Raw genomic sequence first — 26,009 nt, 5'->3', positions numbered from 1 at the left:
CCTCCTTTAGGTATCTATTTGATCATTCTGTAATGTGTTCCTATACTCACTAGGTGTTAAACCTACTATTTTTTTAAAAACTTTACTAAAATAGTTAGGTTTATTAAAAGATAAATCTATAGATATATTTAGAATAGGTGTATCTGTATCTTTTAACATTTCTTTTGCTAATGCTATTTTTTTATTTGTTATATAAGTTATAAAGTTTATACCAATATCTTTTTTAAAAGTCTTACTCAGATAATTTGGACTTAGATTTATATGATTTGCTACCTCCTCTAGTGTAATATTTTTTTTTATGTTTGAATGAATATAATTTAGTGCTTTGTGTATTTCTTCAGAGTATTGTTCACTCTCTAAATTATATTCCTTTATTAATTCAATATTAGTAGCTCTATCTATTTTAGCTTTATTGCTATTAAAATCGGAATTTATTTTGACTATATCTTTATTTAAAATATAATTTGATATTTGGTACATAAGATCTGCTGCATATTTGACTTCTTCATAAGTCTTTATCTTTATATCTTTATAATATTTAGATAATTCTTCATTATATTTATCCTTTAAAACATTGTTTTCTTCTTTTAAATCTTCTTTTAATCTTACTTGACCTCCTAATATTGCTCCTATATATGTATTATTTGCCATTATAGGTATAGCAAAGTCTACTAATCCTGCATGACACTTGTATATATGTGGCTTTTTTGTAATAGCTGATTGTACCCCTCCATATGCATCACATTTATAACACTTTCCTTTTAATTCATCATTATTTCTTATATATGTACAAAATTTAGTGAAATTACTTTCTTTTGTTATAGGTTCACCTTTATAGTCTACTATAACTGCTCCCATACCAAGTGAATTTGCAAAGCTATCTTGGATATTTTGGAGAACTTCAATTTGAGCATACTCTTCTAGTTCAAAAAACTTCTCCATTAAACTCCCCCTTAAATTATTATTCCTAATTTATAATTTATATTATTTAATTATATATATTTCTACTTATATTTGTTAAACCCTGTCAAAAAATACATTTTATTTTTTAGTTTATTTTTTAGTAAAAAAGTTAAATATATTTCCAAATTATTATAATTGTTCTTATAATACCTTTATAACAATATCCAAAACAAATATCTTATTGCACAATAAAATAGAGCAATAGTTTTTACACTATTACTCAACTTAATTCGTAGTATATATAAAATTATTCATATAAATATATATTTCTAATTAGATAAATTGTAATTTATATAATACCTTTTATTTGTTTCCATTCGTCTTCTAGTATTGCCATCAGAATATCATTAGCATATTCTTTGCCATTCCAAACTGCATCTCTCAATACGCCTTCTCTTTTAAATCCAGCAGCCAAATATGCTTTTTCAGCACGAGAATTAAATGAATAAACATCTAGTTCTAAGCGATGAAGATTTAATTTTTCAAATGCAAAATCTCTTGTCATTTTTATAACCTAAGACCCTATGCCTTTTCCACATTCGTCATAATGAAATATTCCAATTCAATAATTGGCACTTCTATTATACTTTCACCAATAATTCTTCCATCAGGTGAAATAATTAAAAAGTCATATCTATCTTCTACACATTTCTTGAAAAATTCAACCACTTCATCGTGATCAAATTTTACTATAAAATCTGTCTTGCTAATTCAAACTCAGAATTTATTTCTTCAAATACTTCAGTTATAACAGGATCAAAAGCTATCCCCTTACCATCTAATATAATTTCAACTGCTTTGTCATGTGTAAAAGCTTCTTTATAAGGTCTCTTTGTTGTTAGCGCATCATAAACATCTGCTATTGCCATTACTCTAGCGCTAAGTGGTATTTCTTCTTCCTTTAATCCATCTGGATAACCTGTTCCATTCCACTTTTCATGATGAGATTGCGCCATATCCTTCGCTATATATAAAAAACTTTCTCCATCAGTTTGATTTATCATCCTTTGAATAGTCTCTCCTCCAAGTTTACTGTGAGTTTTCATAAACTCAAACTCTTTTTCATCTAAATAACCATTTTTAAGTAAAGTTTTATCATTTATACCTATTTTACCTACATCATGAAGTGGAGCTGAACGTATCATATCCTTTACATAATCTTTGTTTAATATATCACTATATATATTTCTTTCTACCAAAGCTTTAGTTAGTATTTCTACATACTTTGCAGTTCTTTTAACATGACCCCCAGTATTTTCGTCCCTACACTCAACAAGCTCTGCGATGGATATCATCATAACATCTTGGAGATGTTCTATCATCTCGGTTTTTTCTATTACTTTTTTTCTAAATCTATCCTATAGTCATATAATTCTAAATGCATCTTTATACGACTTATCATAATTTGAGGAACAAATGGCTTTCTAATAAAGTCTATAGCTCCTTTTTCAATGCCTTTTAATTCACTTTCTATATCTACTTGTGAGGTTAGAAATATTACTGGTATATCAACTAAATCTTTATTAGATTTTATCTTTTCTAAGGTTTCATACACATCCATATCTGTCATATTTATATCTAATAATATTAAGTCTGGGTTGTTTTTGGTTAGAAATTTTAAAGTCTGTGCACCAGATGTAAGTAAGCTAACTTTGCAATGTGGTTTTAAAATTTGTTCTGCTCTTTTTAAATTTGTTACGCTATTATCTACGATCAATATATGCTTATTTTTCATAAGTTCTCCCTTTTAATCTTTTATATCTCTTTATATTATACTATCATTCATTAGCTTTTTTAATATTTCATATTAAATTTTTTTAATTATAAAACGTTGAAAATAAAATTAATACATTTCTTAATAATAGTTAACTTTAAATGTTATTTACTATTATTCATTATTTTATACAATGCATGTGAAGCTTAGCCTCACTTCCTTTTACAACATAACCTTGTCCCTTTGAACAAAATATAGAGTTTGATGTATATTCACTATCACCATTTTTATCATAAGACCTGTGTTCTAAGACATAGTCAGAATTATGACACCTATCATATCCATCAAATATGAAGCTAACACTTGAACTTCCCTTACTAAAAGCAGATAACTCTAAGCTATAATCCATAAAAGTAGCAACAGGTCCTCTACCTTCTATGGTTACTAAATTTTCATTGATAATCGGCGTTTCAAATTCTCCATTCATCTTTTGAATATCTGATATTACTCTTCCCATATAATCTAAGTTTGTCTTAATTTTAAATTTATAATATGGCTCAAGTAATACATTTTCAACTTTTTCTAATCCTTGTCTTAAGGCTCTTAAAGTAGCTTGTCTAAAATCTCCACCACTAGTATGCTTTTTATGTGCTCTACCAGTAAGCAAAGTTATATTTAAATCAACTAATGGATATCCACCTAATATTCCCCTATGCTCTTTTTCAAATATATGAGTTTTAACTAAATTTTGATGGCCTATGGCTAAATCATCTACATGTGCTTTGCTATTAAAAGTGATTCCTGAATTTCTAGTATTTGGTTCTACTAGCAAATGAACTTCTGCATAATGGCCAAGTGGCTCAAAGTGACCGTATCCTATAGTACTTTTTAATATACTTTCTTTGTATAGTATTTCACATTTTCCAAAGTCTACATCTAAGTTAAATCTTTCTTTTATTACTTCTTTTAGGATTTCTAATTGAATTTTTCCCATTACATGTATGTGTATTTCTTTAAGATTTTCATCCCATAAAACATTTAATGCAGGTTCTTCTTTATTTAATATTTCAAAAACATTTAACACTTCTTTTATGTTTAATGAGTTATCAAATTTAACCTTTGATTTTAATGTTGGAGTCATTTCATATTTAGTTTTTCTACTATATATTTTCTCTATTTCTTCTTTTTCAAGACCATATTCTATTACGAAGTCTCCCACTACAGTATGATTTAGGCCACTTACAACAAATAGTTCTCCACAAGTAGCTTCATTTACAACTTCAAACTTATTAGAGTTATATTTTCTTATGTTATTTATCTTTTTCGTTATTATTTCTTCACTGACAATGTATGAAACTTCATCTTTTACTTTAATTTTTCCTTGCAGTGCTTTTATATAAATTAACTTATTTTTGTTGTCATCATGTTTTATCTTATATACTTTGCCTATAAATCTTTCTTCTAATTTGTAATTTGTATATGTTAAAAAATCTAGCTTTTCTAGAAATTATCTATTCCTATATCATTAAGGGCTGAACCACTTAATAGTGGATATATTTTTGATTCCTTTATCATCTCTTTAAAATTTTTAATCCAAATATTGTCATCGTACTCATCATTTAGATACTTTTCAAATAAATTATCATCTCTTTCAGCAATAAATTCTATAAGTTCTTCATTTAAGATACCATTAATATCAATATTAGTTATATCTATAACATCTTTAGTTAAGCTATTTTGTATATCTTTTATTACTAGATTTAATTCTGCACTTTCTCTATCCATTTTATTTACAAAAAATATTGTTGGGACTTTGTATTTATTTAGTAGTCTAAATACTGTTTTTGTATGTGATTGTATTTTATCTACTCCACTTACTATTATAACTGCATAATCCATTATAGATATTGATCTTTCCATATCTGGTGAAAAGTCTATATGCCCTGGTGTATCTATTAAATAGTAACTAGAGTTGTTGTAGTTAAACATTCCTTGTTCTGAAAATATTGTTATGCCCCTTTGCTTTTCTATGTTATGGTTGTCTAAAAATGTATCTTTATTATCTACTCTACCTCTATTTCTAATTACTTTTGTGTGATACAATATCTGTTCGCAAAATGTGGTTTTACCTGCATCAACATGAGCTAACACCCCTATTGTCTTGTTCATAATTTCTCTCCTATTTATATAAATATCATTATTATATTTAGTATATTAGCCTTCTATTTTTTAAAATTTTATAATTTATATTTTATCATATATAGGAGTTTTTTAGTATTAGTCATATTCTATTAAAAATCCTTAATATAATTTACACTTACTCCATACTCAATAACTAAGCTATAAGCATTTTTTTCAATTTCTAAAAACTTACTTTCTCCTACTATTTTTATTAGATTTGTTAGATTCTCACTAATATCGTAAATATCTATTTTCATAATATACCTCCTAAAGTTAATATAATTTTAGTCTATATAAGTTTAGAATTCTATTCAAAGAAAATATTTTAGAATTTATTTTATAAAAATATGTAACTTCTGTCCTTTAAATTTTAATGTTAATTTTAAGTAATTATACTTATCTAGAATTTCAAATACTATATAAAAATACCACAACTATTAAGTTGTGGTATATAAATGTTTTGTTTTTTAATTCCCTAAAAAACATTTTTATAATTTATTCACTTACTCTAATTCTATCTACTATACTTTCTTTAGAAATTATTTTATAAACTATTAAAGGAACTATTACACTTACTAAAAGTACTAACACTGTACATATTAATAAAGCTTCTATTGGATAAGTATATACAGAGTATCTAAGCTTCATAATATTAAATCCTAGAAAAGTAGCTAAACTACCAAAAGTAAGATTTATAAAGGTTATTATAACTCCATAGTACATACCTTCTAGTACTAACATCTTTTTAAGTTGTTTTTTAGTCATTCCTACTGCTTCTAGCATTGCAAATTCTTGATTTCTTGATATTATGTTAGTTACCATAGTATTTATAAAGTTTAAAACTCCTATTAATCCTATTATAAATACCCCACTCATTCCTATAATAGTTATCATAGCTTGAGTTTCCTTAGCTTCTTCTATATATGTTCTCTTTGAAGAAATATGAGTATATGGATTAGCGTAACTATCATTTAATTTTTCTATATTCTTTTCAACTTCATCTACGCTTTCATCTACATTGACTACTACATTTTGTACATATGCTTTTGGTACTATTTTTTTGTAGTCATCTTCATTTACATATACATCCATGTTAAAATTATCTGCTCCATCAAGTATTGCCATTACTTCAAGCTCGTTAGTAGTGTATCCTTCCTCTGGTGTATTGCCTATAATGTATTTAAGCTTTATTTTATCTCCTACTTTTACTTTGCTACCTTCATGTCCTCTAATTATTATGTATCCACCTTTGTTAAACTTTTCTATATCTAACTTTCCTTCTATTATATTTCCCTCACCATAATAATCTAACATATTATTTTCTATCATTTCTTTAATTATTTTCCCAGAAGATACTCCACTTATATCTAATGTTACACTTTTATGAAATTTTGCAAGTTCTCTAGGGTCTTCTCCTTGCCAATACTTATCTACATATTCTTTATCTATTCTTTGACTTAAAAATTCTTCTTTTAACATTCCTTCATACGCTACACGACCTAGATAGTCTTTATATATTCTATCTACACTTTTTACTCCATCTAAGTTTTTAACATCTTTTATAAATTCTTCATCTATTGGTATGATATTTTCATGAATTTTTGCATTTTGTGCTTCTCCATGTTGTATTTCTATATCACCTACCATCATACCCTCTGCTGATCTTTTAGGATCTGAACTACTTATTATAGTTGATACACTTAAAAATATCATACAACTTAAAGACATAGACATTAAAACTAACAATGCTTTTTTCTTGTTTCTAAACATATTTGAAAGCGCCATTTTATGAATCTTAGAACCACTTTTTCCTTTTTTTGCTTTCTTCTTTATATTGCTATCTCTATCGCTATATCTTGTAGCATCTACTTCAGATACACTACTTGCAAGCTTTGCAGGTTTCATGCAAGATATTCTTACTGTTACATATGAAAATATAATAGCACCTATAAATATAGCTATATTGCTTGAATCTATTGATTTTAAATCTGATATAGTAGTAAATTTCATAGCTACAGGCAGTAACATTTTACCTATTATAAATCCTAAAAATAGTCCTATTGGTATTCCTATTAGTGATAATCTATTAGCTTGATTTATTATTAATTTTATTAGTTGTTTTGGTGATGTTCCTATTGTTTTTAGAAGTCCATAGTGTTTTATGTCTTTTACTACTGATATATAGAATATATTATATATTAAAAGGTAACCACTTGTAAGTATTACAATTACTAATAAAACTACTGGAAGAACATTTCTTATAAACTCACTAGTATTTGTTACTTGATTATCTAAAAATGCTGGATTTACACTATATTTCCCTGAATATGGCTTAATTTTATTAATTAAATCTTCAAGCTGTTTTTCTAAATTTTTATCGTTTTTAAAATTAAAAGTTATACATAAAGGACCTATTTCATTATCTTTTTTATATTCATTGTAAAAATCATCACTTACATACATATCATGAAGTGGAATAGCTGTTGCTGTTTTATATGTAAAATATCCACTTAATTTAAACTTGTAGGTTTTATTTTCTCCAGTATAAGCACCATCTTTAACTACTGGAATTTCTATACTCACATTAGTACCTATTTTATGAGGTAGTTTTAACATATCTAATACTTCTATTGGCATAACTATATCAGTTTTAGATTTTGGTAAACTCCCCTCTACCATTTCTGTATTAATAGCATTTTTTACACTTTGTCTATCATAAACTGCTAGATTTATAGTTTGAGTTAAAAACTCTGGATTTTTAGCACTATCAATATTTTTAATTATACCTATACTATCTTTGTCTATACTTTCACTATTTTTTATTATATCTATCTGACTTTTATCTACCTCCTGCATCTGTACGTGAGAACTTGTTCCATATTCCATCATCATATAACTATTAAAAGCATCCATCATAGATACTCCTACTGTAAATAGCGATGTAAATAAAACTGTAGTTAATGTTATGGCTATAATAGATATAATGTTTCTAATTTTATTAACCTTAAAGCTTCTTTTACTTAGCTTTTTTATAATTTCTTGATTGTTATTTCGTAGCATGGCTCTCACCTCTACTTACAACTTTTCCATCTTCAATTCTTATAATTCTATCTGCCATTTGTGCTATTTGTTCATTGTGAGTTATCATTATTATAGTTTGGCTAAATTTATTACTAGTTACTTTTAAAAGCCCAAGTACATCTTGTTCTGTTTTACTATCTAGGTTACCTGTTGGCTCATCTAGTAATATTATAGATGGTTTTGTGGCTAAAGCCCTTGCAATTGCTACTCTTTGTTGTTGACCTCCTGATAAGTTGTTAGGCAGGGCGTCTATTTTTTTACTAAGTCCTAATGTGTTTATTATTTCATCTATATATTCACTATCTATCTTACATCCATCAAGTTCTATTGGCAGTACTATATTTTCAAAAACGTTAAGTATCGGAACTAGATTGTAGTTTTGAAATACAAATCCAACATTACGTCTTCTAAATATAGTAAGTTCTTCATCGCTCATTTTAAATATCTTATTGTTATCAATTACCACTTCTCCTTCACTAGGCCTGTCAAGTCCTCCTAACATATGCAGTAATGTACTCTTACCACTCCCTGATGTACCTACTATAGCAACAAACTCTCCTTTATCTACTCTTATATCAACCCCATCCAGTGCTTTTACTATATTTTCTTCTGTTCCATAGTATTTTTTTAAATTTTTACTTTCTAATATTTTCATTTAATTAAAATCCCCTTTTGATTTTTTATTATCTTATCTACTTAAATATTATCATATAGATATTTTAAAAATCCTCACAGTATTGTGATATTGTTTATATAAATCATAACAATATTGAGATATATAAAATAAAAACACTGTTAAATTAACAGTGCTTTTTTTAATTTTTCATATATACATAAAAAGTTGTTCCTACATCCTTTTTAGATTCTACTTTTATATATCCACTTTGCTTATTTATAATCTCTCTTGCTAGATAAATACCAACTCCAACACCTTCTGTGTTTATTACATCGCAACTTCTATAAAATCTCTTAAATATATGATTAATCTCACCTTCATCTATTCCAATACCATTATCTATTATGCTTATTTTAGTAAATATATCCATTTTATCTAATTTTATATTTATATGCCCATTATCTTTTGTGTATTTTACTGCGTTTTCAACAATATTAAATATTGCCTCGCTAGTCCATTTTTTGTCATGATAAAGTTCTAACTTTTCATCAATATCTACATCTATAGATATGTTTTTTTCTTCTGCTTTTAAATATATTCCACTAAGTGCATTTGTAATTGTATCACTTATTCTATATTTTTTAATATTCAATGTTATTATTCCATTTTCTAACCTAGACATTTTTATAAGTGACTTAACTAGCCACTCTAATTTATTAACTTGATGTTGCATATTTTCTAAAAATATTATCTGTTTATCTCTATCTAGTTCTCTATTTATTAAAGTTTCATTATACATAGAAATATTGGCTATGGGAGTTTTTATTTGATGAGAAATATCAGCTATTAAAGATTTTATACTGTCTTTTTCCTCTAAGTATCTGTTATTTTTATTTTCCATAATTTCTATCATACATTTAAATTTATTTTGTATTTTGGACAGTAAAGTATCCTTATTAACTTCCAAAACTATTTCTTTGCCAGATATAAAAGCGTCTATATTATCTATAATGTCATTACTAAATTTAACAATATTTATCCTTATAATATATATAAATAATATTCCTATTGTTAATGATAAAAATAAAAAACAAAAACTTATATTGTTAATTGTTTTAACTTCCTCAAAAGAGTTTGGATACATATATATAATACTTTCTGTTTGTTGTCGGATTAAAAGAAGTGCTATTATTGATATTATTATATATATAATAGAAAAGTTTATATAGTAGTTACTAAAAATATTTTTACTATTTTTCATTCTTTTCACCAACCCACATATACCCCATTTTATATACAGTTTTTATGTATTTATGATTAGATGATTTATCTTCTATTTTACTTCTTAGTCTATTAATATTTACTGTTAGGGCATGTTCTTCTATGTATTCTTTGTCATTATCCCAGATTGAATCTATCAAGGCTTGTCTTGTAACTATTTGACTTTTGCTCTTTACTAGTTTTTTTAGTATTTTGTATTCTATTGGTGATAGCACAATATTTACTTTATTTTTAGTTACTAACATTTTTTCAAAATTAAATTCAAATTCTCCTTCAACTAAAGTATCTTCATATTTTTCTTTATTACTACAACGTCTAATCAAAGCCTCTACCCTTTGCATTAATATGTCTATACTAAATGGTTTTGTTATATAATCATCAGCTCCTATTTTAAATCCATTTATAATATCTGATTCCATATCACATGCAGTTAAAAATAGTATCCCTACATTAGAATTTTCTCTAATTTTTTTGCAAAATTCAAATCCATTTCCATCTGGTAAGTTTATATCTAGTATTATTAAGTCTATATTATTACTATTAAAAATATTTTCCCCTTCTTTTAGATTGTAGGCAGGTATTACATTAAATCCATCTGCTTGTAAATTAAAACAAATTCCATGATTTAACATAATGTCATCTTCTACTATTAGTATATTTCTCATTTTGATTATTCCCCTTTATAAGTTATACATTTTATTATATTACCAAATAATTATATCATTATTTTAAATAATTTTTCAAATTCATATATGCCTTTGTTTGAACTATATCATGTTAAATAAAAACATCATTATATGTTAATGATAAAATTGTAACACTCTAGATTTAAGTATAAAGAATAAGGGTATATTTAATAAAAAATTAAACTTTCAAACTACAAAGGAGCTTTGACATGGATAAGAAAAAAGTAATTTCAACAACTATAATGTTTTTAGTTATAGTAGCTGCTATAATAGGTTTTAAATCTATATTTGGCGAAATTAATACCTTAGTTGGAGTTGCAGGCATTACAGCAGCTCTTTCTTTACTTGGTACTGATTATACAATAACACCAATAAAAAGTACTATATATTTTATATTTATTGAAGTATTACTTGGGGTTGGTTCATTTTTAGCATCAACTAATGCTTTTTTAGGATTAGTTATAACTTTTGCCATTGTATTTTTTATATTATACCAATTTACATATAATACAAAAAACCTACATATGTTGCTTTTACATTAGGTTATTTCTTTATGCTTTATACACCTGTTAGCATCAATGAATTGCCTACTAGATTAGTATCTCTTATATTTTGTGGACTTTTTATAATGACAGTACAAATGATTGCAAATAAAAATAAGTTACAAAAGCAATCTAAAGTTACTATTAAAACGGTAATAGAGTCTATTAATGAAGAAATAGTATTAATGATAAATAATGATAGTATAGAAAGTGTAAATAATTTAAATTCTAAAACTTATGATACACTAAAAGAGCATATATCAGATGTATATAAAAGATTGGATAAAAATATTGAACTTCCAGTTTCATTAATCCAATCATTATTTATATGTCAGTTTTTAGAAAGTGTAAACTTAATACTAGAGGAAGTTAAAAACAATACAATTAATGAAGAATTTACTTATATCTTAAATAAAATAAAAGCATTACTTTGTAATATAGATGAGTTTATAGATAGAAATATAACAGTTGATGATGTTATACTTAAAATAGATGAATTCTTAATTGCTAGCGAAAAATCTAACTCAAAGTACTACAAAATTTATGAATTACAAGGTTGCGTAAGTTTATTAAAAGAAGACTTAATACTTTCAAAAGAAAAAAATTCAAAAGAAGTTTGTAAAAAGTATTTCGTATCAAATGCAGTTGATAGATTAAATGATTTAAAAAATAATTTAAATAAGGACTCTCTTAAGTTTACTTTTGCATTTAGAGGTGCATTAATTACTAGTATTGGTGTATTTGTAGTTGCTTTCTTTAATATACCACATGGTAAATGGTTAGTTTTCAGTTTATCATCTATTGTCCAGCCTTATCTTGAATCTGGACAAACTAAAGGTAGGGAAAGAATCTTAGGAACTATAATTGGATTAATTATATTTGAAATTTTATTCTCTATAGTAACAGATAATTCTATGAGAGCTTTTATTATACTTATAGTTGGATATATTAGTAATTACCAAACAGAGTATAAGTATCAAATGATATGCACAACTATTTCGGCTCTAGGAGCAGCATCTATTGGTAATAATATAAACGAGCTATCTATTAGTAGAATATTTTTCGTTCTTTTAGGTACTATAATTGCTCTATATGCAAACAAAGTAATTTTACCATATAAAATGAGTGATGTTACAAAAAACGAAGTCAAAAATTCTTTAAGTTTAAATGAGCAAATACTTGCCAAGTTATACAATACAGGATTAGTGAATGGAACTATTAATAACGATTTAAAGGATGTAATTACTCAAAATATACGTCTTAATAAAAAGATATATTTTAATAATAATATTTTGTTATCAGATGATTTAAATGAATTTGTACATAAGCAACATATATTTATTAATAAACTACGTTTCTTAGTAAATAACTTTAAGAAATACACTAATAAAAATTCATCACATAACTTAGTTTTATTTTACGATATAGATATGCTTTTAAATAAGGATATTTCTACAAAAGATATTATAGATTTCTTAAATAATATAGATGATAGATTGAGTAAGTTAATATTAATAAATGTACTTGAGTTAAAAGAAACTATTATAGAATCTAAAGATATATCAAAAGTTATATACAAAACTCTATAATAAAATAAGGTTATTCATTAAACAAAGTGAATTACTATTAAAAGCTAAATAAACTAAAATAAAAAGCCAAGCTTAATGCTTGGCTTTTTTCTATCTCAATATTATTTACTGCTTTCTTTAATTTTATCATAAGTTTTAACTTTATTTTCAAGTAAAGAATCATAAATAGGAGGGCAATTTAATAAATTAGCTACTAAATACGCAACCCCACAGACTACTATAATAGGCCCTAGCTGAGTAAGTGCTCCACTCATTTCAAATACTAATATAAATCCAGTAATAGGAGCTCTGACAACAGATGTAAACATCCCTGCCATTGCTAATAATATAAAGTTATTTAAATATGAAGTATCTATAGCTCCCATTAAAACTAAAACTTTTCCAAATATAATTCCTACTAATCCACCTAATGTTAAAATAGGAAATAGTATACCTCCAGGAGTTCCTGGTGCAAAACTTATAAGTGAGAATATATATTTTCCTATTAATAATATTATAGCTAATTTAATAGTAAGTCCACTAGCTAATATACTATTTATAAGCTTATCCCCACCACCTAAAACTTGAGGTAAAAACATGCCAAATACAATAGCTAACATAAAAGGTATAATCATTTTATATCTTAGTTTTGTATTTATATTTGAATATATGTCTATAGTTTTAAGTAATCCTTTATTATATATAACTCCACTTAACCCAATAACTATTCCAAGTACTATTAAAGATATGTAGTAATTAGCTGGCATATTTAAAACTTTATCAACTATTAAAGTATGTGTTTCTCCAAAAAATATCCATGTAACTAAATCAGAACTTACACAAGCTGCAACAGCTGTTATAAATAGTACTGGCGAAAAACTTTTATGTACTTCTTCTAAGATAAACATAACTCCAGCAAATGGTGCATTAAATGCTGCTGCAAGACCAGCTCCCGCTCCTGTTGAATATAAATATACAAATTCTTTTTTACTTAGTTTAAATCGTCTAGATATAGCATGTGCAAAACTCCCACCTAATTGAATAGATGGACCTTCTATACCAAGAGATAGTCCAGCTCCCATTGCTAGTACACCATTTACAAATTTACTTACTAAAATTTTAAAAGAATGAATTATTTTTAATCTTCCTTTTAAACAGCCTTCAATTTGTGGAATACCACTACCTGATATCATAGGATTTTTCTCAACTGAATATCCAACAATATATCCTATAATAGCAAACACTAGTATTCCCAAAATTACATATTCCAAGTGATTAGCCATAAAATTATATATATTTAAACTAATTTTTTCTGCATATTTGGAGCATAACCTATACAAGGAAACTATAAATCCTACACCTACTCCTATTAAAATACTTTCAAAAACAATTCTTATTTTAAAAGAATCTGAGCAATTTCCATTATCAGGTATACAACTACTTTCTAAATTATCCATTTTATCACCTCGTATATAATATTACCCAATTAAATAGCTACATAACTTTTTCTATTTAAATTTTCTAAAAATAGATAATTTTTATTGATTGTATAGGAAAGCCAAGTCTTTAACCTGGCTTTCTTGTGATTATTCACTTTTTAGTATATTTATATTATTGTTCTTTTTGCCTTCTTTTGACCCGTGTGTATATCCAATTACTTCAAAATGTTTAGCAAATTCTTTAGCATACTCTTCGTAATGAGAGCATCTCCCTCTTATGCATGTAGATATATGTATTATATCAACTTCTGCTTTTTTTAATTTTTCTATTTTTATATCTAAACTTTCTAATGGCTTTTCATCACAACCATTACAAGTATTAAAAGCAACTAATTTACAATTACCTTCATATCTCTCAAATGAATCTTTACATTCATTAAATGCTCTAAAGCATCCATTAGCGGTACACCTTTGTGAAACATCCCCACAAGTATATATAGCAACTTTTTTCAATTTCTTCCTCCTATGCTTTTTATTTTTACTGTATTTATATATAATTATACATTATTTTGCCTTTTTTTCAAATTAATAGTAAAATTTATTTTTAAATTTAAATTATAAATATATTTTACAACTATATAAATATAAGCAATTATTCTTATAAATTTATACATTTAAAGGATACTACTTAATGAAACTTAGTTATACAAAATTCCATTCGAATACTAAAAATATTATAAGTATAATAAAATAGGGTATCGTATTTCACGATACCCTATTTTATTCTATATGTTTATCATTATATACAGTATAAATTTCTTTTGTAACTATCAATATGTTCTACTTACTTATTACTTGATATCAAATTCTCTATTTATTTCATTAACATGAATAATTCTATCCTTATAATCTTTAGATTCCTCCATTTTAGATAACTTATCTACAAGAGAATAGTCCCCGCAACAATGCATAGGAAAAGCTAATTTAGTATTAGTGTTTCTCATAAATTCATCAAATCCTAAATAAAAGTATTTTCCTTGTCTAGAATCAAGTGGTACAAATGCAATATCAAAGTATCTATCTTTTATCTTTTCTATTTCATGTTTATACATCTTTTCCATCTTTTTATTTTCACTATCAATTTCACCTTCCCAATGCCACCAATTCAAATCACCTGCATGATAAATAGTCTTACCTTCTACAGTTATTATAAATGCCACTCCTAAATCTGTTGATTTTAAGGTTTCTATTTTCATTTCATCAAGGTATACTGTTTCATTTTCCTTTACAAAATAAATATCTTCTTCTTTTTTAACCTTTATATCATCTGATAATATGTATTTTATGTTTTTATAATTGGCTCTTAAATCAAATACTACCGGACTAAAATGGTCACTATGATTATGACTTACAAAAACGTAAAGTTTCTTGTTTTTATCAAATTTTGGTAGATCCCCTTCAAAATAATCAAATAGTAAGATATTTTTTTCAAGTTCTACACAAAAGCTACTATGATGAATATATGTTATCTTCAATGTTAACACTCCTTTTATTCTATTTATTATATTCTATATTATTTTTACCCTTATTAAGTCATATAAATTATATACTTTTAAATATTGTATACTTTTTACTATTTTTAAATTTAATTATATTATATATATTATTCAATTATTTTCCTATTACAATTATCTATACTTATATATTTATAATGTATTAAACATGGAGTATAATAAGTAAATATAAAAAAACTAGAGGTGAAACAAATGAAGAAAAAGGTAAAAGTAGTTGCTGCTATAATAGAAAATGATAATAATGAAATCTTATGCGCGCTTAGATCACCAAAAATGGTGCTTCCAAATATGTGGGAGTTTCCAGGCGGTAAAGTTGAAAAAGGCGAATCATTATATGAAGCTATAGAGCGCGAAATAAAAGAAGAGTTAAAATGTAATGTTAAAGCTATAGATATATTTAATGATATTGATCATGAATATGAAAATTTCATTGTGAATCTTATATGTTTGAAGTGTAAATTAGTTGAAGGTAATCCAATGGCTTGCGAGCATTCTAAGATTATATGGTTAAAAAGAGAAAACTTAGATTCTTTAAAGTGGGCTCCTGCTGATATATCTGCTGTTAATAGATTGATAAAAGAAAGGTAATAAAAATGATAAATAGGATGAAAATATACTTGTGTAAAAGCAATTTAATTACATTCTATTTATCATTTTTAATAATATTAAGAAGGTAGCTTTATTTAACTTTTGCTTGTTATTTAAGCATTAATATTTTCAAGTTGTAATACCTTTTTTATGCAGTTATCATTTTTAAAATTTGTAGTTCTTTTACAGTCTTTTATTTCAAAATCTGGAGTAGTTTTAAATTCTTCATCACATATTCCATCTTTATTTAAATACATACCACTTGCCATCCTAACTATTAAGCCGCTATTTTTTAACTTAAACAACACAGGGTCTAATCCTCCACCATCTCCTCCAGTAGTTTGTCCTATTAATGTTGCAAATTTAGTTTCCTTACAGAACATAGAAAATGACTCTGATGATGAATATATTTTTTCATCTACAAGCAAGTATATATTACCTTTAAATTTTAAATCATTATTAGATTTTATAGTATAAGACGTATTTTCAAAATCACTAAACTTTTTTAAAGTCTCCTCTGGCGCATTCTTCTTTACATTCATTGGTAGATTTTCTATAGGTTCTAACTTTATATTTCTTACATCAGTATATCTTTTAACTATTTTACTATTATTTCTATAAGTTCTATAACCATTCATTTTAATATCATTTTTTATAAGCTTAGATACTATTCCTTGCCAATACCTATCGCTTCCTCCTAAATTTCCTCTTATATCAATAATTAAAGCTTTGTATTCTCCTAATGTGTTAATATAATCTCCAATCATCTTTAGATCTTTATCTGTAGATCCATTCTTTGATGCCATTGATGGTAAGTATATGTATCCAACCTTATCTTTAATTACATCTTGTAAAATTAACTCTTTTTTTAAGAGAATATCCTTTGGTATTTTTATTTTATGATTTATAGAATTATATCTATCTACCACTTTTTTATCGTCAAGAAAATCATACCAATTATTCTTAGAATATGATTTTTTAAAAAGTTCATATCTTTTTTTATTGTCTATTAATTCAGTATGCCTATTATTTAAATCAGATAATATAGATGACATTTCTTCTATAAATTCTTCGTCATTTTTAGTATTTTTAATTCTTTTTAGATATTTGTCCTTATTTCCTAGCCAATCTATATTGTTACGTCTCTTATTTACATCTAGGTAAGGATATCCATTTTTTATAGCATCATAAACATACTCAAAATCCTCTACCTTTTCTTCCTTAGATAGTTGACCCTTTTTAGGATAATTGCAATTACCTACTGCTATTATAAATATAAAAATAATTGCTAAAAACAATATTTTCTTTTTCATCCAATTCACATCCTTATTGTTCCAATAATCTTAAACATTGTAACATTACTTTACAAGAAAATCTAGATTACTAAATTATGTATGTATTTAATTTTGTATATATATTTCTCCCAACAATTTGTTCAAAAAACTAAATTCATTGCACATCTTTTAAGTATTACATTCATGAACTCTATATAATCAATATATCTTTCGCTAATTGTAAAAAGGATATAAGCAAATTTTTATAAAATTTACTTATATCCCCTATCTTTGCAAATATTATTATATTTTTTCTCTCTATACTCTAGTTTTTGGTAACCATTCTCCATATTTAGGAGCTACTTCTTCATTATAGAATTTATCTAAATCATTAATCATTTCAACTACATTTTCCATATCTATATCATCAACAATTTGCTCTATAAGCTCTATCCCACGTTTAGCATATTCTAATCTTTGTTCTGCAGATTCAACTCTAGGAGTTGGCATATGGTCTTTAGGATCCCCAAAATAATATCCTATAGATCCTGATTGATAAGCCATATCAAATAAAGGATTTGCAAAAGCAACTGTTTGCTCTACTTGTTCTGAAAAATCCATTCCTTCGCCTATGCTAAGCGGTATATCTTCTAATCTCCCCATTAGTTCATATGCACCAAACGATATGTAATGAAAATCATTGATATCTTTAAATACGCCAGATGATTTCTTAAACATTGACATACATAAATCCAAGTATAATATAGGAACCTTAGTATCATCAAAAAAATCTCTAACCATCGGGCTACAAGTCATATGCGCTGGTCCATGAAAACTTATATATATTTGTCTTTTAAAACCTTTTGTTAATAAGCTTTTAGCTATTTGATATAAGTAATCTATTCCTGCTCTTACACTTACTTGAACTGTACCTCTACCTGAAGCTGTAGCTCCTGCATAAAAATATGGTAAATTATTAAGTACTAACCCATTAACTTTTTCTGCCATTTTTAATGCAAAGGCTTCAGATATTACAGTCTCGCAGTCTAAAGGCATTCCACCATGCATTTCTACTGTTCCAACTGGAACTATTATAATATCATTTTTATCTAAATATCTTTCAACTTCATAATTTGTTAATCTAGGTAAAAAACGAGTACGCATTTATTATTCTCCCCTTTATCTTCTTTCTTTTAATTCACTATACATTTGTTGAGTTTTTTTATTATTTAAATTAAATATTAAACCTATTCCTATAAGTTCAAGTATACATGTTACAACTATTATACCTGTGCTTAAATATCTTATATTTTCAGCAACACCTACTGGTTGAGATGCAGCTCCTGCAACATATCCTATTAACCCTAAAGCATAACTTGCCACTGTTGAAGCTAAAGTTGACCCTATCTTACGAGAAAATGTATATATAGAGTACATTGATCCATCATTACGTTCGCCTGTTATCCACTCATGATAATCTAAACAATCTGTTACTAAAGCCCAAATTATAACTGTAAATACACTTTGTCCTATGCAGAATATAGTATTTAAAATTAAAAATACATATGGGTTTGGTATTGGTACTAAAAATAAACCTACAGAACCAATAGTATTAAATAAAACAGTATAAAGTATTAAGTTTCTTTTTCCAAGTTTTTTAGTAAGTGTAGGTATGAATACTACACAAAGTATTGTAATTGGTAAAGTTGCAATAGTAGCCATTGTTAATATTTGAGGAGCATTATAATACTCTTTATATAAATATGTCCCCATTGAACTATTAGCAGTAATATATAATAATGAACCTACTGTAGCAACCATTACACCAATTAAAGGTCTATTTTTTACTACACTTTTTAAAACATTAAGATAGTTGAATTTACTATCTGTATTATTTTCTTGACTATGTCTTTCTGTTGTAAGTGTTAGTAATCCTATATAACAAAGTATAGATAATATCCCAAATACAATAGCAACTTTAAAAAATGCTGATGGTACAACATTTCCACTTTTATCAAATAAAATTTGAGGTAATGCCGCTAAAGCGCCAAATCCAACAATCATTCCTCCAAGAGAACGAGCACTAGATAATTTAGTTCTTTCAACTGGATCTTGAGTTATTACAGCTGCCATTGATCCATATGGCATAGATGTTCCTGTGTAACACATACCATATAATATATAAGCTACAGATACCCATATATGTTTTGCCGTATTACTAAATGAAGATACATCTGTAAAGCATAATACCCCTGATATAGCTAATGGAACTATGAATAGCTTTATCCATGGTTTAAACTTATCTCCTGATTTACCTATTCTCCATCTATCTGGAAATGATCCCATAATAGGGTCATTTATGGCATCCCATAAACGTGAAACTAAAAACAGTGTTCCCATATAAAATGGTGATATACCTAAAACATAAGTACAAAATGTTAAAAAGAATGAATCTACATATAAGTTAATAAAGCTTCCACCCGTATCACCTAGTGTATATCCTATCATATCTTTAAAACCAAACTTTCTTTGACTACTCTCAATTTTAATATCCATTATTCCCCTCCCTAAGATATCATTTTTAAGATTTTTTTAATGATTTTAATGTATTTAGCAATATATTGTTATTGCTTTATATAATATATACTAGTACACTAGGAAATCGTTTTGAATATTATATTTTGTTGGTAATATTGGTAATCTTGCTATTCTTACTTATTTTTTTCATATATTCACTTGGTGTCATATTATTTACCATTTTAAATGCTCTGTAAAATGTAGCATAATCATTATAACCGCATTCTTCATATATCTTGCTTGGTAATAATCCTTGATGCATTAATTTCTTTGCATTTTCCAACCGTTTATGTGTTATATACTGACCTATTGAAATTCCTAAAAGTTTCTTGAATTCATGAGAAATATAATATTTACTTACAAAAAAGTACTTTTCTAGGTAATCTAATGTTATTTTTTCGTTATAATGTTTATTTATATAATCAACAATATAGGACATTAAAAATCCATTCCCTACTCCATTAGATATACAATCAACTTGATTCATACTCATTCTATTAAACTTAGCTAACATTAGTCCTAATATAGAAGTTGAATATATATCACTTGCATAATCATCACGATAATGCTCATCTATAAACTGATCTAACATAGAAATTATGTATTTACAATCTGGTGCATTTGGATGTAAATAGTTGCAATAATAAATGGAGTTTTTATTAAAGCATAAAGATAAATCACTTTTCATCGTCGATATTTTTTCCATATAAGACTTACTTATCCATAATACTATACGTTCATATGTACTCTTAGTATCTAAAAATACAGGTCCATGCTCCTCATCTGGAGGAATTAATATAACATCACCATATCTTAATTTATACTCTAAATCATTAACCTTATACTTAATATTCCCAGATAAGAAAACACATACTTCATAAAAATCATGTACATGTATTGGAATTTCATTTTTGACTATATTTTTATAATAGAAAATTTCAAAATCTTCACTATCCATATTCTGGTTATATCTAAAAATATTAACCTTTGACTTCAATATATTCCCCCCTAAAGTCATAATTTCTGTCTATTTATAATTATTATATTCTTAAAATTAACTAAATTCAAATAATAATTATAACTAAAAAAGATCTATTTCAATATTTAATCAAATACATTTATTTTTAATTTTACCATTGATACATGGCTAATAAGTCAACCATCAATTCGCTCACTAATGCTATATTATTTTTGACATTTTGGTATGGTTAAGTAACATCTAAGTCTAAGTTAGAGAATCTAAATATAAGAGGGGAAATTATAGTTACTAGCTATTTTCTATATTTCTTCTACACTTTCATCCGTAAATCTATCTTTATTTCAAAGTTCTTTTCTTTACTTTAATCCTAGTCTACTTGAAGTTTTTGCATCTATGATTATTTAAACTTAAATTAAATCTAACACCATGTATTATTATTTTTATGTTTTTGTCAGTGTTTTCTTATTTAACCCCATTATATATAACTATATATATTTCTAAGTATATTTATTATCCAATTTATTAGTCTATATTATCTTTTTTTAATAAATATATTCCAGATTGCAAAGATAATTATTTTAACTTTAAAGTTAGTACTATGATAATACTTTTTTGGATTTTAGTGATAAATAAAAATTTTGCAAAAACCTCCTTTTTTATATACCATTATTTAATCCTACCAGGTAATTACTGCATTTATTTTATTATTCTACTTACTACAGATTTACCTAGCTATATTAATCTTTTACACCTTAATTCTTTACGCATTATAATTAGTATCTTGTTTAGATATCTATAGTTTACAATTTCAAATATTATGTTAACATTAATTTTACTTTTTTAAGTTATAAATTCTTTATATAATAGTTTGATGTCTATGTTTTATAGACTCTCTTCTATACTATTTCTTATACTGAGTCTGACAAATCCATAAATGCAATTTATAAAGTTGCTAATGGAGTTGATAAAATAATTCTATCATTGTCTCCTCATAAATACAGTAAATACTATAAAAATTTGCACCATTAAAAAATAAGTGCAAGTGATATTGATTTATGTTTAAATAATTAATATAAATTTCCCAAGAAATATTTTCTGAATATTTTTGTAATTATACTTATTTAATCTAAAAAGACAGGGTATATACCCCGTCTTATTATAATTCATAGAGTTATTTTTCTAATCAATTAACTTTATTACCCAAGGTCCATTTACTGTATAATCAGATGGTGACATATTAAATTCCGTACCTCTGGGTTTATTTATACCTTTATTACTCATATATATATCAATATTTCCATACATCCCATCTTTTATGGCATCTTGTGATGAACTAACAAAATTAGATTTAAATCCACCCAATATACTCGGTATAGGATCTATACTTATATAATTTAGCTTCACATTATTATCTTTGTTATCTGGATAAGCAATCTTTATATTATAAACATCTTCTTTGTTTAGTATTTTCCTTTCTACACTTTCGATTATTACTTTGCTGTTTTTAAATGTTAACTCATTATTTTTATCTTTGATATCTATAGTTTTATAAATTTCTAACTTCTCATTAACTTTTAGCTTCGGTAATTTTACCTTTGTACTTTTAAGCTTTTGTCCCTCTCTATTAATACCTATATCAATACTACTTACTTCTATCTTATAAGGCTTTTCTAATTCTTTAGTATTAAATTTAAATCTATTGTTACTAATACCTTCTAGAACATATTCTCCTTCTATCTTTTTCCCATTAGAATCTATTAAATATATGCCACTACCTATATTTTTATTTATATCATTCCCATAGTTATCTACTTCAAAATTCATGTTTTCATTTTTAGGTATCGCCATAAAATCTACATATAAATTATTATTTTCCTGAGTAGTTAAGGCACTTAGTGTTATATCATTTTTAGTATCTTTCGGGACATTTTTATTGTATTCTTCAACTGATTTTGCTTCTATTAAGTCTATATCAAATTCAACTTTAGTTATATTATCATTTTTATCTCTTAATTTTATAATGTATTTAACCTTATCATTTTTATTGTACTTATTATTAAGATATGTTCCTGTATGCTTTGTCCAAGTATTTTCATCTAACTTTGTATAAGTATCCTTCATTATATCTTTGTTATTTACTATTAACTCACTTTTAATATATTCAAATCCTTTTATATTTTTTGCAGTTTCATTTATTATTATATTTTCGTCTTTTGTATCTATATAAAAGCTATCTATTGTTATACTTCCATCACCTACTTTTTTAGTTATAGGTTCTCTTAGGATATATACAGCTTCTTCACTTTTTATTATTTTTCCACTAGAAATATCATACTTATATAGATGGTCCACTAATGCTCTTATTGTAGGAGTTCCTATTATTAATATTAATGATATAGATGCTACTAAAGTTCTTATTTTTTTATTTTTGTATTTTTTTAAATTAGATTTATCTATTTTCTCATAGGCTTTATTCTTTATATTTTCTATATCTTTTTCATCTAATTTTATATCTTCATTGAAGTCATCAAATTTAAAATCTAATTTATCTATATTATCAATACCTTCAATTAATTTTTGTGTATACTTATCTTTCATATTAATACCTCCTCTCTAACATTTCTTTTATTTTTAACCTACATCTATATAGTCTATTTTCTACTGATGCCCTCGTGGTTTTGTATTTAGTAGCTATGTCATCAATCTTATAATACATAAAATATTTAAGATAAAAGTAAGTTTTATCAGGTTCTTTAAAGCTATTTATAACTTTTACTATTTCCTCACTACTTTCTCTATCAAGAGCTATATGTTCTATACTTATATCATTTGATATATCTTTTTCTAAATTATTATGTAACTTGCTTTTTTCCAATCTTCTTTTATAGTCTAATGCTAAGTATTTAGTTTTCATATATATAAATTTGCTAAAATCTCCTCTCTTTTCATCAAATTCATTTATACTTTCCCACACCTTATAAAATACATCACTTACGCACTCTTCTACTTCTTCTTTCCCATAAAAGCCTATTATTTTATTTACTAAAAAATAAACCTTACTACTATAGGTATTAATTATATAATCTAGACCTTTTGGGTCTTTTCTTTTTATTTTCTTAATCATTCTTTTTTCCATATATATCCTCCCCTATATACTATATACTACGTCTAATATTTTTAAAATCTCTTAAACTTTTTTAATAAATTGTATTAAATAAATTTATTTTAGTTGTAACACACTACCTATCTGTTATATAATATATATAACAAATAGAATTTATAGATTTGGAGGTGTAATATGCTTTTAGATTTAGATTTTAATAGCGAGGTTCCTATATATACCCAAATAAGGGAACAAATAATAAAATCAATTGCTAGTGGTGATTTAAAAATAAATGAATCACTTCCATCTGTCAGAAATATGGCTAGTGAAATTGGAGTTAATCTACACACAGTAAATAAAGCATATAATTTACTAAAAGATGAGGGTTACATAAATATAGATAGAAGAAAAGGAGCTATTGTAAATTCTCTTCCTCTACAGAAAAATGATACTAATGATAAAAATATAAAATCAAATTTAGATTTATTAGTAGCACAAAGTTATCTTTTAGGTATCTCTCGTGAGGAATTTTTAGAGTATAGTATCAAATTATTTGATAAATATGAGGTGAAAGACTATGAATAATACTTTGGCTTTAATTATTAATTTACCTATTTTAGCATTAGTATATGTACTTACTTATTTTACACAAGCGTTAAGTGGTAAAAGACAATTTTATGGAGTTAGCTTAAATAGTGATTATTTTACTAAAGATGAATTTAAGAGATTAGATAAGAGGTTTAAAAGTTTATTGACCCTTGGATTTATAGTATCTGTTTTGCTTTGCTTATTTATGATATATGTTCTTAAAAACTATGTAGGATCTTCTATAGTTCCAATACTAGGATTTACTATATATGAATTTGCCATATATATAGATGTTTATAATAAAGTAAAGGCCTTAAAAGGAAGGTTAGTGTCAACGGTTGATGATATAGAATTAGAAAAAACTAATATTATATTAGATACTGACTTTTTAAATGAAAAAAATAGAATCATAAAAAAATACTCTATATTATATACTATACCTATGATTATAGTTTTCATTGTTGGTATTTATGCTTTAACTAAATACAACTCTATGGCTGATATAATTCCTATCCACTGGGGATTTAATGGAAAGGCTGATGGTTTTACTGAAAAATCATTTATGAGTGTATTTGGAATGATAAGTATGCAAGTTGGTATATCAATTATAATATATATCTCAGCTGTCTATTCTTTAAAATCTCGTATAAAGCTATCTAGCAAAGATTTTGAAAATAGTAAAAAAGCAAACCTTAGATTTTTAAATCAAAGTGGTTTAGCATTTTTTATACTAAATGCTCTTACTCAAATTTTATTTATAAATATAATAATAGCTATAGCTCACTCTGGTGATATAAATCAAGCTATAATGATAGTTTGTACTATATTAATTATACTATCATCTATATACTTAACTTATATATACTATAAATCACCAGTTAAATCTAAGGACGCCGTATATTCTATTGACGATGAAGATGATTTATGGATATGGGGGACTTTTTACAATAATCCTAATGACCCATCATTATTTGTGAACAAAAGATTTGGTGTTGGATGGACTATAAATATCGGTCATTTAAAAGGTAAAATATTTTTTATACTTCCATTTATACTGATATTAATTGCATTACTTGCAGTATAACTAATAGCTTTAAGGATATATTATATCCTTAAAGCTTAAACTCTAATGCTCTTCATAATTAACAATTCACTAAAATAATTTATAAAATTAGCATAATTTAATATAACTATATAATAAAACTTATAAGCTATCATCACTTAATAAAATTTACAAAACAATAATTATAAAGGG

25 protein-coding genes are annotated in these 26,009 nt (G+C 25.7%); 5 read left to right on the top strand and 20 right to left on the bottom strand.

Annotation, left to right across the window (positions count from 1 at the left end):
• Positions 1-6: 6 nt before the first annotated feature.
• From FRIFI_RS06220 to FRIFI_RS06180, 11 genes are all read right to left on the bottom strand, one after another.
• Positions 7-942, bottom strand: a complete 936-nt coding sequence (locus FRIFI_RS06220) for a PocR ligand-binding domain-containing protein (RefSeq protein ID WP_166505351.1) — start codon at positions 940-942, stop codon at positions 7-9.
• Positions 943-1,252: 310 nt separating this feature from the next.
• Positions 1,253-1,468, bottom strand: a complete 216-nt coding sequence (locus FRIFI_RS06215; protein WP_092926011.1) for a GNAT family N-acetyltransferase — start codon at positions 1,466-1,468, stop codon at positions 1,253-1,255.
• Positions 1,469-1,652: 184 nt separating this feature from the next.
• On the bottom strand, positions 1,653-2,285 hold the full coding sequence (locus tag FRIFI_RS15150; protein WP_242977286.1) for an HD-GYP domain-containing protein: 633 nt from the start codon (positions 2,283-2,285) through the stop codon (positions 1,653-1,655).
• Positions 2,286-2,299: 14 nt separating this feature from the next.
• Positions 2,300-2,698 carry a response regulator gene (locus tag FRIFI_RS15145; RefSeq protein ID WP_242977285.1) on the bottom strand — a complete coding sequence of 133 codons (399 nt, stop codon included), beginning with the start codon at positions 2,696-2,698 and terminating at the stop codon, positions 2,300-2,302.
• A gap of 160 nt (positions 2,699-2,858) precedes the next feature.
• Complete coding sequence (locus FRIFI_RS15380) at positions 2,859-3,896, bottom strand: translation factor GTPase family protein (RefSeq protein WP_330405597.1); 1,038 nt, start codon at positions 3,894-3,896, stop codon at positions 2,859-2,861.
• A gap of 281 nt (positions 3,897-4,177) precedes the next feature.
• Positions 4,178-4,846, bottom strand: a complete 669-nt coding sequence (locus tag FRIFI_RS15375; protein ID WP_330405596.1) for a GTP-binding protein — start codon at positions 4,844-4,846, stop codon at positions 4,178-4,180.
• 122 nt (positions 4,847-4,968) lie between these two features.
• Positions 4,969-5,115 (bottom strand): hypothetical protein, encoded by a 147-nt coding sequence (locus tag FRIFI_RS06200; RefSeq protein ID WP_166505350.1) that lies wholly within the window; start codon positions 5,113-5,115, stop codon positions 4,969-4,971.
• A gap of 238 nt (positions 5,116-5,353) precedes the next feature.
• Positions 5,354-7,918, bottom strand: coding sequence for an ABC transporter permease (locus tag FRIFI_RS06195; RefSeq protein ID WP_166505349.1), 2,565 nt, complete (start codon positions 7,916-7,918; stop codon positions 5,354-5,356).
• The gene (locus tag FRIFI_RS06190; RefSeq protein WP_166505348.1) at positions 7,905-8,594 is read right to left on the bottom strand and encodes an ABC transporter ATP-binding protein; all 690 of its coding nucleotides are present in this window, start codon (positions 8,592-8,594) and stop codon (positions 7,905-7,907) included. Before FRIFI_RS06190 ends, FRIFI_RS06195 begins: the two co-directional genes overlap by 14 nt.
• A 160-nt stretch (positions 8,595-8,754) precedes the next feature.
• The gene (locus tag FRIFI_RS06185; protein ID WP_166505347.1) at positions 8,755-9,816 is read right to left on the bottom strand and encodes a sensor histidine kinase; all 1,062 of its coding nucleotides are present in this window, start codon (positions 9,814-9,816) and stop codon (positions 8,755-8,757) included.
• A complete protein-coding gene (locus FRIFI_RS06180) occupies positions 9,806-10,501 on the bottom strand; it encodes a response regulator transcription factor (RefSeq protein ID WP_166505346.1) in 696 nt (231 codons plus the stop codon). The genes FRIFI_RS06185 and FRIFI_RS06180 overlap by 11 nt, the downstream gene beginning before the upstream one ends.
• 230 nt (positions 10,502-10,731) lie before the next feature.
• Between FRIFI_RS06180 and FRIFI_RS06175 the strand changes: the two genes are divergently transcribed.
• Positions 10,732-11,064 (top strand): hypothetical protein, encoded by a 333-nt coding sequence (locus FRIFI_RS06175; RefSeq protein WP_166505345.1) that lies wholly within the window; start codon positions 10,732-10,734, stop codon positions 11,062-11,064.
• Positions 11,065-11,075: 11 nt separating this feature from the next.
• Positions 11,076-12,653, top strand: a complete 1,578-nt coding sequence (locus tag FRIFI_RS06170) for an FUSC family protein (RefSeq protein ID WP_166505344.1) — start codon at positions 11,076-11,078, stop codon at positions 12,651-12,653.
• 101 nt (positions 12,654-12,754) lie between these two features.
• Here the strand turns inward: FRIFI_RS06170 and FRIFI_RS06165 are convergent, their stop codons facing one another.
• The 3 genes from FRIFI_RS06165 to FRIFI_RS06155 form a co-directional block, all read right to left on the bottom strand.
• On the bottom strand, positions 12,755-14,089 hold the full coding sequence (locus tag FRIFI_RS06165) for a ClC family H(+)/Cl(-) exchange transporter (protein WP_166505343.1): 1,335 nt from the start codon (positions 14,087-14,089) through the stop codon (positions 12,755-12,757).
• A gap of 129 nt (positions 14,090-14,218) precedes the next feature.
• The gene (locus FRIFI_RS06160) at positions 14,219-14,584 is read right to left on the bottom strand and encodes a CGGC domain-containing protein (protein WP_166505342.1); all 366 of its coding nucleotides are present in this window, start codon (positions 14,582-14,584) and stop codon (positions 14,219-14,221) included.
• Between the two features lie 338 nt (positions 14,585-14,922).
• Entirely contained in the window at positions 14,923-15,606 is a 684-nt protein-coding gene (locus tag FRIFI_RS06155) for an MBL fold metallo-hydrolase (protein ID WP_166505341.1), read from the bottom strand.
• Between the two features lie 231 nt (positions 15,607-15,837).
• Between FRIFI_RS06155 and FRIFI_RS06150 the strand changes: the two genes are divergently transcribed.
• Entirely contained in the window at positions 15,838-16,233 is a 396-nt protein-coding gene (locus tag FRIFI_RS06150) for a (deoxy)nucleoside triphosphate pyrophosphohydrolase (protein WP_166505340.1), read from the top strand.
• 113 nt (positions 16,234-16,346) lie between these two features.
• Here FRIFI_RS06150 and FRIFI_RS06145 read toward each other — a convergent pair whose 3' ends face one another.
• From FRIFI_RS06145 to FRIFI_RS06120, 6 genes are all read right to left on the bottom strand, one after another.
• Positions 16,347-17,546, bottom strand: a complete 1,200-nt coding sequence (locus tag FRIFI_RS06145) for a S41 family peptidase (RefSeq protein WP_166505339.1) — start codon at positions 17,544-17,546, stop codon at positions 16,347-16,349.
• A gap of 279 nt (positions 17,547-17,825) precedes the next feature.
• Entirely contained in the window at positions 17,826-18,671 is an 846-nt protein-coding gene (locus FRIFI_RS06140; protein WP_166505338.1) for a creatininase family protein, read from the bottom strand.
• 15 nt (positions 18,672-18,686) lie between these two features.
• Positions 18,687-20,063: an MFS transporter gene (locus FRIFI_RS06135; RefSeq protein ID WP_166505337.1), complete on the bottom strand. Its 1,377-nt coding sequence runs from the start codon at positions 20,061-20,063 to the stop codon at positions 18,687-18,689.
• Positions 20,064-20,181: 118 nt separating this feature from the next.
• A complete protein-coding gene (locus FRIFI_RS06130) occupies positions 20,182-21,081 on the bottom strand; it encodes an AraC family transcriptional regulator (RefSeq protein ID WP_166505336.1) in 900 nt (299 codons plus the stop codon).
• Between the two features lie 1,161 nt (positions 21,082-22,242).
• Positions 22,243-23,661, bottom strand: coding sequence for a hypothetical protein (locus FRIFI_RS06125; protein WP_166505335.1), 1,419 nt, complete (start codon positions 23,659-23,661; stop codon positions 22,243-22,245).
• A gap of 1 nt (position 23,662) precedes the next feature.
• A complete protein-coding gene (locus FRIFI_RS06120) occupies positions 23,663-24,199 on the bottom strand; it encodes a sigma-70 family RNA polymerase sigma factor (RefSeq protein ID WP_166505334.1) in 537 nt (178 codons plus the stop codon).
• 162 nt (positions 24,200-24,361) lie between these two features.
• On the opposite strand from FRIFI_RS06120, the gene FRIFI_RS06115 reads away from it, so the two are divergent.
• Together FRIFI_RS06115 and FRIFI_RS06110 are read left to right on the top strand one after the other, a co-directional pair.
• Entirely contained in the window at positions 24,362-24,751 is a 390-nt protein-coding gene (locus FRIFI_RS06115; protein ID WP_166505333.1) for a GntR family transcriptional regulator, read from the top strand.
• Positions 24,744-25,838, top strand: a complete 1,095-nt coding sequence (locus FRIFI_RS06110) for a DUF5808 domain-containing protein (RefSeq protein ID WP_166505332.1) — start codon at positions 24,744-24,746, stop codon at positions 25,836-25,838. Before FRIFI_RS06115 ends, FRIFI_RS06110 begins: the two co-directional genes overlap by 8 nt.
• The last annotated feature ends 171 nt before the right edge of the window (positions 25,839-26,009 follow it).

Origin of the sequence: Romboutsia hominis, assembly GCF_900002575.1 — a bacterium.
GTDB lineage: Bacteria > Bacillota > Clostridia > Peptostreptococcales > Peptostreptococcaceae > Romboutsia_C > Romboutsia_C hominis.
Note: the sequence above shows the minus strand (reverse complement) of the source record. Positions and strands in the feature narration are given on the sequence as shown.